The organism is Niallia sp. FSL W8-0635 (assembly GCF_038007965.1).
GTDB lineage: Bacteria > Bacillota > Bacilli > Bacillales > Cytobacillaceae > Niallia.
In genome coordinates this window covers 3,973,752-3,987,695 of sequence record NZ_JBBOYD010000001.1, presented here as the reverse complement: position 1 = coordinate 3,987,695, position 13,944 = coordinate 3,973,752, and the positions used below count along the sequence as shown (strand labels likewise).

Here is a 13,944-nt window from a genome sequence, read left to right as displayed (position 1 = left end):
AATGGAAAAAGTAATGGTAGAGAAAAAGCAGCCCAAAGTTTATTTTAGACGAAATGTTCCAGAAGAGTTCTTGTCGAAATACAAAGAAATTTCCCAGGTAATAATTGAACCTTGGGATTTTAAAGGAGAACAACCAATTCCAACAAAGGATTTAGAGGATTGTGATGTGTTATTTACGGTGGGACTGAAGGATGATTTAGAAATTTTAAAGTATGCACCTAATATTAAATGGATTCATTCCGTTAGTGTAGGAATAGATGCGATGTTAAACGATCAGTTAAAAAATAGCGACATCGTAATTACAAACTCAAAAGGAGTTACCTCTATTCCAATTGCAGAGCATACTATTGCTCTGATTACTTCCTTTGCAAGAGGACTTCCTAAACAATACAAAAACCAGGCAAAGCAATTATGGACCGATGTTTCTGTTATAGATTTAGAAACATCAACGGTTGGCATTATCGGGTACGGAGAAATTGGATACCAGGTAGCTAAAAGATGTAAAAGTTTGGGGATGAAAGTGATTGGTTGCCGACGGAATTCCAATGGTAAAAGAAGAGAAGATTGTCCGGCTGATTCGGTAGTTGGCCTTTCAGAAGTAGATCAAGTAATCGCTTGCTCAGATTTTGTTGTTCTTGCTTTGCCTTCTACAGAGGAAACCGTTCATTTTATGGATAAATCTCGATTGAAAAAGATGAAGAAAAATAGCTTTTTAATAAATATTGGAAGAGGAAATACTATTGTAGAAAAGGAATTATTGGAGGTTTTAGAGGAAGGTGTAATAGGCGGAGTAGCCTTAGACGTCTTTGATATAGAGCCATTACCTAAGGGACACCCATTTTGGCTCCTCGATAATGTTGTGATAACTCCTCATATAGCTTACAAGTCTGCTAGACATGCAGAAAGAGTATTTGGGATGTTTATGCAGAATTTACAACTTTATTCAGAAGGGAAACCTTTGCTAAATGTAGTTAATAAGCAATTTGGGTATTAGGTGGTAGATGAGAAGAAAGTCGTTATTCTATAGGGATAATGGCTTTTTATATCATAAATATCTAGAGTTAAGAAAATTTTTGTGCGAAGGATTAATTTACTTTTGCGCATCTAAAGGAATTCAATGAGTCACTAACAGATAGGTAGAAGCTTTTAGCAAGTATTCTCCCTTTAGCAACACCTATCGAAGTTTGTCGAAGAAAATTTCTTTTTTTTTACATATGTTTATAGTAAAATAGTACTATAAACAAAAAGTAGTCAGTTTAAAAGGCAAACTTTCCTGAAAAGGAAGGACGCAAAGTCACAGATCTAAGGCATAGGCTAAGATGGCTGGATTACCGGATTATTGGAATGGGGATGAGAAAATGAAATTTGGTGCTATTCTTTGTTTTCTAAAAAGACGCCATAAATTTAGTTATTACTCCAATAAATGTGTACGATGCGGAAAAAAACGAAGAATTTAATGTAATCACAAGCTGGATGAACATTTTATAGTAGAGCGAGACTCATTTGGGTCTCGTTTTTTTTATATAATAGCCCATTTTAAAATAAATGCTTGCTAAAACTAATGCTATTAGTTATCATTAAACTAATAGCATTAGTTTTTATAAGGAGGTCTATCTAGTGAGAATTATTCATCGTAATTTTTTATATCAGTTAACTTTTTTGCCAATGGTTTTCCCGGTGAACAGTTATCTAGTTGATGAAGGGGAAGAGTTATCATTAATTGATACTGCTTTACCTTTTAGTTACAAAAAAATTCTAGCTTTTGCAGAAAAAGTGAAAAAACCAATAACGAGGATTATCTTAACCCATGCCCATGGAGACCATATTGGATCCTTGGATGCTTTAAAAGAAAGATTACCTAACGCAAAAGTATATATATCAGTACGTGATGCTAGAATATTGAGTGGAGATCACACAATTGACAGGGAAGAGGAACCATTTGTTTTAAAAGGGAGCTTGCCAAAAAATATAGAAACAAAGCCAGATGTATTAATAAATGATGGGGATCAAATTGGTTCTTTGACATGTATTTCTTTACCTGGACATACCCCGGGAAGCTTTGGTTTTTTTGATAAACGAGACAATAGTTTGATAGTGGGAGATGCTTTTCATACAAGAGGAGGCTTCGCTGTTAGTGGTCAATTTAGAGCTTTATTTCCATTTCCAGCAATGGCGACTTGGAATAAAGGAGAAGCAATAAATAGTGCGAAGAAAATCCTCCCCCTGAATATAAATATTCTCGCCACAGGCCATGGAGATTTACTTGAAAATGCTCAAGCTTCTATCGAATCATTATTACAGAAAGAAAGGGGCTAACCATGTCACCACGAGCAGGTATTACAAATAAGGACATTATTACAACAGCAATTGAGATTGCAAATGTAGAGGGATTGAAGGAAGTGACAATGGCGAATGTGGCAAAGCGGCTTGGAATCAAATCACCATCTCTATATAACCATATCAATGGACTTTCTGATATCATGAACCTCCTGACATTACGAGCACTTGAAGATTTATATCAGTTATTAAAACAGGCAATAATGGATGTGGATGAAATGAAGCGGGAGGCGATTTATCCTCTAAGTGTTGCTTACTTAACATACGCTAGAGAGCAGCCAGGACTATATGCGTTAACTATTGAGTCAGCATCCAAAAAGGGAGAGGAAATTAGTACTGTCGCCAATCAAATAATCGAATTATTAACAGACGTATTAAAACCTTTCAACCTCAACGAAGAAGATACCATTCACGCTATTCGCAGCTTAAGAAGCATTCTTCATGGCTTTGCCTCCATCGAAAATCAAAAAGGCTTCGGTATGCCAGTAGCTGTAAATGAAAGCTTTCATTATTTAATAGCTACCTTTATAGAAGGATTAAAAAAATAATGAAGGGGATCAGGGGGACGGTTCTTCCGCTTCCTCTTGTTCCCTTCATAAGTACATAGAATGTAAAAAAAATTATAGTTATAAGTCGAATGGAATTATCTTCTATTGTTTTTACAATGGAGTGGAAAGAAAAGTCCTCAATAGAACCGTCCCTCTGCTTCCCCTCACTCTCTAATAAGAAGATAGATAAAATAGGGTGCTCCTAAGCAGGATAGAACAAGGCCTACTGGTATTTCTGAGCCGACCATTAGGCTTTTGGCGATTATATCTGATGTTAATAAGAGAAGTGCGCCTATTAATGCTGCGACTGGTAGTAGGCGCTGGTGTTTTGGGCCAACTAGCATTCTTGCTAAATGTGGGGCAAGGAGTCCTAAAAAGGAGATTCCTCCACCAACAGAAACACATGCACCTGAAAGTCCTACAGCAATAAGTAAAAGCAATCCTCGTTCTCGCTCAATGGACACCCCAAGTCCTTTTGCGAGATTGTCTCCTAGCTGCAATAAATTGATGGATTGAAATTTAAACATAGCAATCGGAACAAGTACGAGTATCCAAGGTAAAAGAGCTAGCACATAGCTCCAGCTTGCACTCCAAATGCTCCCCGATAGCCAAATGGTTGCTTGAGTAAAATCTCGAGGATCCATCATCAATTGAAAAATGATAATCAAGGCACCGAAAGCAGCGTTAATACCGATACCGACCAATACTAAACGAACAGGTGTGACCCCGTCTTTCCACGCGATGATGTAAATTAATGCAGCAGCAACTAATGCTCCAGCAAGGGCGAAAAAGGGCATAATATAAACAGATAATGACCCTGCTTGAAAAGAACTTCCTTGAATAAAGAAGATATAAAGAATAACGGCAAAACCTGCTCCGGAATTAATACCAATAATCCCTGGATCGGCTAAACTGTTTCTCGATACACCTTGTAAAATTGCCCCGGCAATAGCCATTCCGATTCCTATTAATATCGCAATTACCGATCGGGGAAGTCTAAAATTATATAAAATATTAAAATTTTGAGTAGAACCTTTTCCTGTAAAAGCTTCTATAATCTCGATAGGGCTAATTTTTATCGTCCCCATATTTAAACTAAGAAAGAATACAAATACAATTGCCACAATCAGAATTGTACTAACCATCAATAATTTTCTATTACTTAATTTTGTAGAAGGCATTATAGACCTCTCCCTTCTCGACGTGCTAAATAAAGAAAGAAAGGAACGCCAATTATAGCGGTAATTGCTCCTAAAGGTGTTTCAAAAGGTGGATGAATCAAACGTGCGACCACATCTGACAGCACTAATAAAAGAGCACCCACGACCGCAGAGCAAGGAATAATTAACCGATAATCGGAACCTACGATAAAACGAACGATATGAGGAACAACAAGTCCGACAAAGCCAATGGTTCCACCAACTGCAACTGCAGCACCGGTTAAAAGTAAAACAACAATGGTACCTAATAGTTTTATTAATCCAACCTTTTGCCCTAATCCAGCAGCGACGTCTTCGCCTAGGCTTAAGATGGTGATGGATTTACTAATGAAAAAAGCCAATATTAACCCAGCAATCGCTACAGGGATAAGCAATTTTATATTAATCCATTGCACTCCTGCGACTCCTCCTGCATACCAAAAGCTAATATCCTTTGCAACATCAAAACGAAGTGCAATACCAGTTGAAATGGAACCCAGAAGTGCACTAATTGCTGTCCCGGCAAGAGCTAGTTTCATTGGCGTTAATCCTCTTTTTGAAAGGGCACCTATTAAAAAGACTAAAGCTGCACCTAAACCGGCTCCGATAAAAGCAAATAGCATAATAACCGTATTAGAAACTACAGGGATAAAAGCAAATGCGATGGATACGGTGAACATAGCACCAGATGAAACCCCCATAATAGAAGGAGAAGCGAGTGCGTTTCTCGTCATCCCTTGCATGATTGCTCCAGAAACAGCAAGACTTGCCCCGATAAAAGTGGCAGCAAGCGCTCTCGGTAAGCGTAAACGATAAACAATTTGATGAGCGGTTGATGTGCTATCAAAATGAAAAATCCCTTGGATAACGGTGGCGAGATTAATATCTGCTACACCTAAAATAATCGACAAGCAAATAGAAATAACTAGTAAAATGATGCCGACTATTAAAACCAAGCTAGCAGCTTTTGGTCTAAATATAGTAGTTTTATCACTTTCTAAAGAATGGCCTTTACTCATGAAGAACCCACTTTCTGATAAATATAGAAATAATAATATGTAAATTGTCGAATAATAAAAGATAAAGTTAACTTTTCCATTAATTTTACTATAAAATAGAAGGAAAATCGATATTTTTATTGAAAGTGATAATCGTTATCATTTATAATCGATTTATAACCTATTAGGAGGATACATAATGAAAAATCGTACAATGAAATCGATATTATTTATTTGTTTACTATTGGTTTTCACTGTTCTAGCAGCATGTGGAAATAATAATAGTAAAGAAGAAAACAATAAAGAAAACGCTGAGTCTAAAGAAGCAACAGAACGTACACTGACAGATGCTGTTGGTAATGAGGTGAAAGTTCCGGCAGAGCCAAAAAGTATTATCGGTTCTTACTTAGAAGATGATTTAATAGCATTAGGTGTTACTCCAGTAGCCCAATGGTCTGTTCAAGAAGGTAAGGGCGTTCAAGAATATCTGCAAGAATATTTAAAAGATATTCCAACTATTGATTCTACATTGCCTTACGAAGCAGTATCTAGCTTTGCTCCTGATTTAGTATTAATGTCTTCGGCTTCGGCAGTAGAAGGGGCTAAATATGATCAATATGCAACAATTGCTCCAACCTATGTAGTTGCCAAAGAAAATAATAATGACTGGCGCACTAGATTACAAACTATTGGAGAAGTAGTAGGGAAAAAAGAAGAAGCAGAAAAAGTATTAGCAGACTATAACGAAAAAGCAGAAGAAGCAAAAGGAAAAATTCAAGAATCCATTAAGGACGAATCAGCAGCAGCAATCTGGCTTGTGTCCAATCAATTATTTATTGTAGGAGAAAATGTATCAAGCGGTGCTGTACTATATGGCGATTTAGGATTAAAAGTACCAGAAGTAGTCAAAGAAATTTCCGCTACAGCAACAGGTAACTGGTCCGCGATTTCCTTAGAAAAACTGGCGCAACTAGATGCAGACCATCTATTCCTAATCAACAGTGATGGAGAAGGAGCAGAAGTACTTAATGATTCCTTATGGTCCAACATCCCAGCCGTTAAAAGCGGAAACATATATGAATATGGCCCAGATACAAGCTGGCTATATGCAGGTCCAATTGCTAACACACAAATTATTGATGACGTAGTAGAAAGCCTAGTGAAATAAGAGAAGTAGAGGGAAACGGAGGGACGGTTCTACTGAGGACCTTTTCTCTAAATAAGAACAGTAGAAAAGCGAATATGCTATTTCTACTGTTTTTTATTTTATGGAGGATATTTATATATTTCAGGGGAATCACAAGAACCGTCCCTCCGCTTCCCTTAAATTAAAGCTTCAAAGCTCTTATAGTAATACGGTATAATGAAAGGGCACCATTCTCTCATCTGTTTGTCTTTTCCCACTCCCGCTATATGAAGAAATTCTTCCATTAACACCTTATTCATTAGTAACCCGTCTGTCCTTTTAACTAATAATTTTTTAAAAGAAAGTGGTGATAATTTATGCCGAGAAAGGCAAGGGAAAAAAGCTCAACCAAAACCTATCATATTATTTTAAGAGGAGCAAACAAGCAACTCATCTTTCATGAGGAAGCAGATACAGATAGAATGAACTTTCTTGCTATCTTAAAAAAATATAAACAAAGGTCAGAAATAAGCATTTATGCTTGGTGTTTAATGGACAATCATGTCCATCTTGTAATAAAAGAGGGAAATGAAGATATTTCTGATACTATGAAAAGAATTGGTGTTAGCTATGTTTATTACTTCAATCAAAAGTATAAAACGAATGGTCCTTTATTCCAAGATCGATTTAGAAGCGAGTGTGTGGAATCAACAAGATATTTGTTAACAGTAATAAGGTATATACATCAAAATCCTGTTCAAGCAGGGCTGGTTACTTACCCAGATAAATGGGAATGGAGCAGTTGTAGTGCTTATTATGGAAAAAAAGAAAATTCCTCTACGCTGCTAGATAACACGGAAATAATGAAAATGTTCTCAAATGAACATGGCGAATCAAAAGGAAGCTTTAAAGCATTTAATGAAGCTAAACACTACGATGTCTGTTTAGAAGATAAAACAGGAGAAAGAATTAGATTAACCGATGAACAAGCAGTACTCGAAATTAAGAAGATAATTTCCCCAATCGAAATCCCCAATGTAAGAAAGCTACCTAGAGAAACAAGAAACGAAATCATCCGTCAAATAAATCACCAGTTAAAAGGACTATCCAAACGCCAAACAGCCAGGATATTCGGAATGTCTCCCAAAGTCATTCAAAAAGCTTTAGAGTAAGCAGAGGGACGGTTCTCCTGCTTCCCCCTATCAGGAGGGAAGCGGAAGAACCGTCCCCATGATTCCCTATTTATCTAAATATTCTCCCAAAAAGGATTCTCCGTTTCGGTAAAAGCGTGGATCATAAATGCCAATTCTATTGTCATCATCCACTACTACGACGAATGGTGACCATCTGTATAGTGTTGCGGCTGCGGGATTTTCTGCGAATAAGTGATCAAGGTTTACTTCATCACTTGAAGTAAGTCTGTCCACAAATTCAGCTTTTGTTAGAAGGGAGTCATTGATAAGATCTATCGTATTATCATTTTTTCCTACAATCGTAAAATGCCATGGAATGAAGCTTGCAGATAGTGCAAGATCCTGATAATCTGTTTTATAATTGTTGTATAAAATGGAGCCCTGTATAGACTGAATAGCAATATGGAGCACAATTAATACCCAACCAATCCGAAATAATACATGTGTTTTTACTTTTGGATAGACCTTTGTAGCGATAAACGTCAGCAAAAATATAAACCAGATAACGAGATCGACGATGGGGACTGTCCCGAAGGTTAATCGAACAGTTGAAAATGGTTCAAGATAACCGGTTCCCCATGCGTTAAACACATCACTTGTATTGTGGATGAATACCGCAAGTAGGGCAATAAAGTACGATTGGACTCCCTTTATTTTAAAAATATATCGATTGATGATGTAAAAGAATAATGCCCATATAGGAGCTAGAAAAATCGAGTGCGTAATTCCTCTATGCCACATCTGATATTGTCCAGTGGTATCCCAAAGCTGTGATATTACATCAATATCAGGAATTTGACTTGCACCTATTGAAGTAACGAGTAGAGCATATTTCTCTTTCTTACTCATTTTTTCCTTATTAATGCCTTGATAGATTCCGACTCCAAATAAAGTATGTGTAATAGTATCCATATTTCCCTCGTTTCAAAAAATGAAGCAGTTAATAGTATCTTTACTTTATCCCACACTTAACGGACAGTATAGACTCTCACCTTTTGTTTATAAAATTCGAGGAAGATAGGTGAGAGATCAACTGTCCGTAAAGGTCCGATTGGTTCAACTAACCATCAGTGGGGATGAAGAACTCCCCACTGATGGAAGTTTCACTTTAGCTTCTCTAATATTTCAATATATAGTTCATTTTTAGTAGATGTTCCTTTATTCATTTTTACGAGATGGTACATCGCAATAATAAAAAGGAGTAACCAGGTAAATAGCTGCACAATAAAATGAATTTCTTCATTTACCGCGAATTCTGTGTTAAATAATCTTGGATTTTGAATAAGATACAAAAGAACTCCACTAAATATAGTAGAAAAAATCGCCATAAATGTGGTATTAATAGTAACTGCATTTCGTTGTGCCTTAAAGTAGGCTAGTAATAGCTCTCTTTTTTTCTTATCTAATTTTGAAAATGTCTCATGAATAAGCTCAAGATTATCTACTAGATTATATTTTGGCTTAATGTCTTTAAAAAGACTTTGTTCAAGCCTTCTGCCACCTATTCCTCCATCATCGACCCATTCTAAAAGATTATTATAATGTTTCTTTATCCATCTTGTTTCCCTATTAGATAGTAAGTGTAAGAAGCTATCTAATAAAAAAATAATAAAAATAGAAAGCAAAATGGAGAAAATTTCATTTAAAGCAGGTTGATTTAACACTTCAAGCACACCAATTATTGCCAATCCTAAAAAAAAACCAATAAAAATCAAAGTAGCCCATAGTATTCTGTTCATAAACTCATCACCAATACATGTATAATTTAAGTAAATTTAACTTTATTTCCATTATATCAATTTATTGGCTGGAAACATAGGGACGGTTCTTCTGCTTCCCTTTTAAGGGAAGCAGAAGAACCGTCCCTCCAATGACCAGGAGGAGAAAAATGATATTCTTTGATATTGACGGCACATTGCTAGATCACGATTATGCAGAACGACAAGGGATATTAGATTTCCTTCGAACAAATCCTTCTCTTGCTTCCTTTACAGAGCAGCAGATAATAGAAACATGGAAGGAGCTTTCAAGGAAATATTTTGAGGAGTTTTTAATGAATAAATTGTCTTTTCAAGACCAGAAAAGGGCAAGAATGATCGAGTTGTTTGAAATGGTGGGTGTAAATTTAACTAACGAAGAGGCTGATGATAAGTTTAAGAATTACTTGTCTTTTTATAAAGAAAATTGGATTGCTTATCCCGATGTTATGGAGGTCTTAGAGAAATTAAAGGTATTAGGTTATCCGTTAGGGGTTATAAGTAATGGGGATTATCAACAACAGGTGGAAAAATTACAGCGTATAGGTGTAGAAAAATTTATTAATTGTGTTATAACTTCAAGTGAGGTAGGTGTGTCAAAACCTGATTCAACTATTTTTATAAAGGCATGTGAATTAACAAATAGCAGTATAGAAAAATGCTATTATGTCGGCGATAGGTTAGAAATTGACGCATTAGGAAGTCAAGTGGCTGGGATGAACGGTATTTGGTTGAATAGGAGTGGAGGGAAGGAGTGTAGAGAGGTAACTGTTATTGGTTCTTTGGGGAATTTGTTAAATCTATTGGAGAATGACTTGGAAGAAGTTTGAGTTTTTCAAAGGATAGGTTAGTCATGAAAAGGAGAGAGGAAGATACTCCCTCTTTCCTACTTAAGATACAAAATTAGATACGGTTGAATCGTTAATGAAAATAGTAGGATTGTAGAGTGTAAGATTGGGAGAAAGTGAGTCTTTTTTGCTATTTAGAATCCTTTCCATCTCGTTCCTCCAGTGATGTTCCAGAGATTCTCTGTATTTCATTGCTTTTTGAATAAGTTTCCACTGAGCATCTAGTCCTAAATCAAAAAAATCATCTAGCTGAATTAACCATTTAATTTTTTCGAGTTTGTCTGTAGTCAATCGGTTTGGATGACGAGATTTTAATACAGCTCGATTAAATAAATTGTGCTTAATACAACTGCTAAGAGGGAGCCTGCGAATTTTTTCTAGGTTAATAAAGCTTCCCTTATTTTTTTCGGCTAGCTGAATAATTGCTTTTGGAATATCAGGATGTATCAAATAAGATCTTATGAGGGATTCACTAACTCCTAGTCTACTTGCGATTTTACTAGTCGTTTTATTTTCTTCTATTAATCGTGAGATAAGTAGATGTTTATCCATCCATTTCGTAACTTGGTGATGGAACATTCTTTTAAGCAATGTTATTCGCTGTTCTGTTGTATCAGTATATGTGCGAATAAGGCAAGGTACACCAATGGAGTCTTTGTTATAACTGTTTAGAGATTTATATGCTAGGTATTCTGGATATCCTCCTACTAGCCAAAAAAGATTTTTTACTGGATCTTTTTCGAGAATCATATAACTGCTTAAGGAATCGCCAGCATTAAGAATGCGTACTAGCTTTTTTAGTTTATTTTTTGAAATTTCTTCTAAATAAATAGGTTGTATTGAAGAAAATGGCACGTTGTCTAGTAAAATCCCATCAACTTGCATTCGCACCCCTCCATGTATTTTCTAACAATATATGTAATCTGAAGTTTGTCTTAGTACGAATGACTTTTTATTCAAGAATGAAAGAAAAAAGGAATGGCTGAATAAATACAGTATCACCTAAATCTCTACAGAAAAAAGACCGCAAAAAGAGTCCTCAAAGTCATGAGAACTCTATTAGTTATATGGGGGGAAAATCACAAAGGACAACAGATAAGATAACATCCTTTGTGAAAAACGGAATCACAAGAACCGTCCCCCTGCGTCCCTAAACCTCAAACGAAACGACTTTTCCTTCATTCACTGCTATCAACCCGTAGTCTGTTATCTTTAAGGCTGGGCTTACTGGAAGTGAAAGGGTGCTAAGGGACATGATTACATTGTAATGTTCATAGCCTATTGATTTTAAAGCAGTTGTTAATTCTTCTACTTGGGCTGAAATCACTTCTAATGGCTCTTCTGAGAGTATGCCGCCGACTGGTAATGGCACCATGGAAAGGATTTCTCCATTGTGCACGCAACAGATGCCACCTTGGTTTTTGATGACTTCATTTGCAGCGAGCTGCATGTCTTCTTTATTTTTCCCAACGACTAATAGATTATGATTATCGTGTGAGTAAGTGGTTGCGACAGATCCGCGTTTGAGAATGTCTCCGCCAATTAGTCCATGTGCTTTGTTATCATTCTTACCGTATCGTTCAAAGGTTTTCACTAAACAATAAGGACTGTCTTCCCATTGTAATCTGCCTGCATCTACAGATAAGGTGTCTTGTCGCTCTTCTGTAAAAGTCGAGCCGTTTTGCACATGAATAGTACGTACGGTTACGTTATTTTTCTCTACGTCCATATAAACTTCAAATTCTTCCGCATTTAATGGAGATAGCTTCACACTTTCATAAAAAGATGCAGGGAATTGCTTCGATACAGCGTTCTGCACATATGGTAGCTCATAATCAAATACCTTTTCACCATCTTTATACACAGCATCGATGAAAAAGTCATCCAAATTACTTACTACAACAAAATCGGCAATTTTACTTGGCGCGATGACACCTCTATCATACATTCTCATCCGCTTGGCAGGGGTATAAGTACATGCATAAATTGCATCCTCATAAGACATGCCCATTGCAATGGCCTTCTTTAGAAGTACATTTAGATGGCCTCTTAATTGAAGAGAATCTGCCATAACATCATCTGTCACGAAACAAAAATGCTCTTTTACCGGGTTTTCGATAAGATAATCGATTACATCCCGTGTCATCGATTTCTCTTGGATTTCTAAAAACATGCCAATCCCAATTCTTTCCTTCATTCCTTCAACTGTTTGGTGCGTATGATCGGAGCCGACGCCAGCAAATGCAATTCCTTGTAATTCATCATCCAATAGCTTAGGCACATGTCCTTCAATAATAAGTTCGGGATAGTGCTTACGAACATAATCTAGAATTTGATTTGTTTTGCAACCAGGCTTTGTAAGAACATCGTAGTAATTCATGATTTCGCCTAAGCATTTAATTGATTCTGTCTGCATTAATTCTTCAATGTCTTCTATTTCAATTGCGCCTCCAGTTGTTTCCATGGAAGTTGCAGGAACAGAGCTTGGAATGCCATAAAACATATCAACCACTTCATTTTTGCTTGCCTTGATCATTTCTTTCACACCAGTAACACCAAATACATTCGCCATTTCATGAGGTTCCGGAACAATCGTTGTTACCCCATTTTTGATTAAAGCATACGAAAAAGTTGCCGGAGTAACCATTGTACTTTCGATATGCAAGTGAATATCGATTAAGCCTGGGACAATATATTTTCCAGTTGCATCAATGGTTTCGGTAGACTGGAAAAATTCTTGTCCTTTCTTTCCGATATAAAAGAACCTTCCATCTTTGATGGCGATATTTTCTTTTCTAAATTGCTTAAAATAACTATTAAAAACCGTTCCATTTAAAACAAGTGTATCTACTTGCACGAAAAACCCTCCTCTATTCCACAAGCACCATTTGATTCTTTGGAATAATTACCGTTACTTCTTGTCCATTTTTAAATGGCTGAACCATTTCTTTATTGATTGTAAAATCACCTAGCGCGGTTTGAACCACATATTGATAGCTTCTGCCGAGGAATGTTGTGATTTTAATTGTTCCATTCATTCCGTTTTTAGGAATAGCTGTTGTGCTTGGCTCCATTATGAAATCATCTGGACGAATGGCGCCAACCATTTTATTTTGATTTTCCATATGAGCATGGCGATCAATTGTAAATACTAAACCAGCTTTTTCAAGCTCGATATGATCCTTGAGGTCTGATCGTTTATCAAAAGTAATAAAGTTCTTAAACCCAATAAAGTCTGCGACAAATTTCGTTTCTGGATATTTATAAATCGACGAAGGATCACTTAATTGTTCAATAACGCCTTTATTCATAATGGCAACTTGGTCAGAAATCGAGAAGCATTCTTCTTGGTCATGGGATACATAGACAGTTGTAATCCCTAATTCCTGCTGAATTCTACGAATCTCCACTCTCATATTGACTCTGAGGTTGGCATCTAGATTACTTAACGGTTCATCAAATAATAGAATGTCTGGTTCAATTACTAAAGCTCTCGCGATGGCAACCCGCTGTCTTTGGCCACCAGATAGCTCGCCAGGAAATCGCTGTTCAAATCCTCTTAAATTAACAATTTCCAGCATATTTAGGACGCGTTTCTCGATTTCCTTTTTGCCAACTTTACGTAAACGTAACCCGTACGCAATATTGTCAAAGATAGAAAGATGAGGGAATAGGGCGTAATTTTGAAAAACAAAGCCGAAGTTCCGTTTATTCACAGGAACCTTTGTGTAATCTTTATCTTGAAAAATAAATTTTCCTTTACTAGCTTCTAAAAATCCAGCAATTAAGCGCAGAGTCGTAGTTTTACCACAACCACTGGGACCTAATAAGGAAACAAGCTGTCCTTTTTCAATACTTAAATTAAAATCTTCTAATATATTTTTCTTTTCATAAGCAACAGATACATTTTCTAAAGTAAATAAAGCCATTTTTATCCT

13 protein-coding genes and 1 riboswitch are annotated in these 13,944 nt (G+C 36.3%); of the genes, 6 read left to right on the top strand and 7 right to left on the bottom strand.

Features of this window, described 5'->3' with window-relative positions; all coding sequences use genetic code 11:
• Nucleotide 1 precedes the first annotated feature (1 nt).
• From NYE52_RS19115 to NYE52_RS19105, 3 genes are all read left to right on the top strand, one after another.
• Nucleotides 2-994, top strand: coding sequence for a D-2-hydroxyacid dehydrogenase (locus tag NYE52_RS19115; RefSeq protein WP_341194518.1), 993 nt, complete (start codon nucleotides 2-4; stop codon nucleotides 992-994).
• A gap of 258 nt (nucleotides 995-1,252) precedes the next feature.
• Nucleotides 1,253-1,336, top strand: a riboswitch (cyclic di-GMP riboswitch).
• A 281-nt stretch (nucleotides 1,337-1,617) separates the two neighbouring features.
• A complete protein-coding gene (locus tag NYE52_RS19110) occupies nucleotides 1,618-2,316 on the top strand; it encodes an MBL fold metallo-hydrolase (RefSeq protein ID WP_341194517.1) in 699 nt (232 codons plus the stop codon).
• A gap of 2 nt (nucleotides 2,317-2,318) precedes the next feature.
• Nucleotides 2,319-2,885 carry a TetR/AcrR family transcriptional regulator gene (locus NYE52_RS19105; RefSeq protein ID WP_341194516.1) on the top strand — a complete coding sequence of 189 codons (567 nt, stop codon included), beginning with the start codon at nucleotides 2,319-2,321 and terminating at the stop codon, nucleotides 2,883-2,885.
• A 164-nt stretch (nucleotides 2,886-3,049) separates the two neighbouring features.
• Here NYE52_RS19105 and NYE52_RS19100 read toward each other — a convergent pair whose 3' ends face one another.
• Together NYE52_RS19100 and NYE52_RS19095 are read right to left on the bottom strand one after the other, a co-directional pair.
• Nucleotides 3,050-4,066, bottom strand: coding sequence for a FecCD family ABC transporter permease (locus NYE52_RS19100; protein ID WP_341194515.1), 1,017 nt, complete (start codon nucleotides 4,064-4,066; stop codon nucleotides 3,050-3,052).
• Entirely contained in the window at nucleotides 4,066-5,103 is a 1,038-nt protein-coding gene (locus tag NYE52_RS19095) for a FecCD family ABC transporter permease (protein WP_016203534.1), read from the bottom strand. Before NYE52_RS19095 ends, NYE52_RS19100 begins: the two co-directional genes overlap by 1 nt.
• 178 nt (nucleotides 5,104-5,281) lie before the next feature.
• Between NYE52_RS19095 and NYE52_RS19090 the strand changes: the two genes are divergently transcribed.
• Together NYE52_RS19090 and NYE52_RS19085 are read left to right on the top strand one after the other, a co-directional pair.
• Nucleotides 5,282-6,250 carry an iron-hydroxamate ABC transporter substrate-binding protein gene (locus NYE52_RS19090; protein ID WP_341194514.1) on the top strand — a complete coding sequence of 323 codons (969 nt, stop codon included), beginning with the start codon at nucleotides 5,282-5,284 and terminating at the stop codon, nucleotides 6,248-6,250.
• A 335-nt stretch (nucleotides 6,251-6,585) separates the two neighbouring features.
• Nucleotides 6,586-7,380, top strand: a complete 795-nt coding sequence (locus tag NYE52_RS19085; RefSeq protein WP_341194513.1) for a transposase — start codon at nucleotides 6,586-6,588, stop codon at nucleotides 7,378-7,380.
• Between the two features lie 66 nt (nucleotides 7,381-7,446).
• Here NYE52_RS19085 and NYE52_RS19080 read toward each other — a convergent pair whose 3' ends face one another.
• The gene (locus NYE52_RS19080; RefSeq protein WP_341194512.1) at nucleotides 7,447-8,313 is read right to left on the bottom strand and encodes a metal-dependent hydrolase; all 867 of its coding nucleotides are present in this window, start codon (nucleotides 8,311-8,313) and stop codon (nucleotides 7,447-7,449) included.
• 191 nt (nucleotides 8,314-8,504) lie between these two features.
• On the bottom strand, nucleotides 8,505-9,140 hold the full coding sequence (locus tag NYE52_RS19075; RefSeq protein WP_341194511.1) for a hypothetical protein: 636 nt from the start codon (nucleotides 9,138-9,140) through the stop codon (nucleotides 8,505-8,507).
• A gap of 149 nt (nucleotides 9,141-9,289) precedes the next feature.
• Here NYE52_RS19075 and NYE52_RS19070 point away from each other — a divergent pair, with 149 nt between their 5' ends.
• Nucleotides 9,290-9,988 (top strand): HAD family hydrolase, encoded by a 699-nt coding sequence (locus NYE52_RS19070; protein WP_341194510.1) that lies wholly within the window; start codon nucleotides 9,290-9,292, stop codon nucleotides 9,986-9,988.
• Between the two features lie 60 nt (nucleotides 9,989-10,048).
• On the opposite strand, the gene NYE52_RS19065 is transcribed toward NYE52_RS19070, so the two are convergent.
• From NYE52_RS19065 to NYE52_RS19055, 3 genes are all read right to left on the bottom strand, one after another.
• A complete protein-coding gene (locus NYE52_RS19065; protein WP_341194509.1) occupies nucleotides 10,049-10,891 on the bottom strand; it encodes a hypothetical protein in 843 nt (280 codons plus the stop codon).
• Between the two features lie 265 nt (nucleotides 10,892-11,156).
• Complete coding sequence (locus NYE52_RS19060) at nucleotides 11,157-12,863, bottom strand: adenine deaminase C-terminal domain-containing protein (RefSeq protein ID WP_341194508.1); 1,707 nt, start codon at nucleotides 12,861-12,863, stop codon at nucleotides 11,157-11,159.
• 13 nt (nucleotides 12,864-12,876) lie between these two features.
• Complete coding sequence (locus NYE52_RS19055; RefSeq protein ID WP_341194507.1) at nucleotides 12,877-13,935, bottom strand: ABC transporter ATP-binding protein; 1,059 nt, start codon at nucleotides 13,933-13,935, stop codon at nucleotides 12,877-12,879.
• Between the last annotated feature and the right edge of the window lie 9 nt (nucleotides 13,936-13,944).

Excerpts from the sequence above, each read along its gene's own strand:
- NYE52_RS19115 (WP_341194518.1), top strand. The coding sequence starts at position 2 with ATGGAAAAAGTAATGGTAGAGAAAAAGCAGCCCAAAGTTTATTTTAGA.
- NYE52_RS19105 (WP_341194516.1), top strand. The coding sequence starts at position 2,319 with ATGTCACCACGAGCAGGTATTACAAATAAGGACATTATTACAACAGCA.
- NYE52_RS19100 (WP_341194515.1), bottom strand. The coding sequence starts at position 4,066 with ATGCCTTCTACAAAATTAAGTAATAGAAAATTATTGATGGTTAGTACA.
- NYE52_RS19095 (WP_016203534.1), bottom strand. The coding sequence starts at position 5,103 with ATGAGTAAAGGCCATTCTTTAGAAAGTGATAAAACTACTATATTTAGA.
- NYE52_RS19090 (WP_341194514.1), top strand. The coding sequence starts at position 5,282 with ATGAAAAATCGTACAATGAAATCGATATTATTTATTTGTTTACTATTG.
- NYE52_RS19085 (WP_341194513.1), top strand. The coding sequence starts at position 6,586 with ATGCCGAGAAAGGCAAGGGAAAAAAGCTCAACCAAAACCTATCATATT.
- NYE52_RS19080 (WP_341194512.1), bottom strand. The coding sequence starts at position 8,313 with ATGGATACTATTACACATACTTTATTTGGAGTCGGAATCTATCAAGGC.
- NYE52_RS19075 (WP_341194511.1), bottom strand. The coding sequence starts at position 9,140 with ATGAACAGAATACTATGGGCTACTTTGATTTTTATTGGTTTTTTTTTA.
- NYE52_RS19070 (WP_341194510.1), top strand. The coding sequence starts at position 9,290 with ATGATATTCTTTGATATTGACGGCACATTGCTAGATCACGATTATGCA.
- NYE52_RS19065 (WP_341194509.1), bottom strand. The coding sequence starts at position 10,891 with ATGCAAGTTGATGGGATTTTACTAGACAACGTGCCATTTTCTTCAATA.
- NYE52_RS19055 (WP_341194507.1), bottom strand. The coding sequence starts at position 13,935 with ATGGCTTTATTTACTTTAGAAAATGTATCTGTTGCTTATGAAAAGAAA.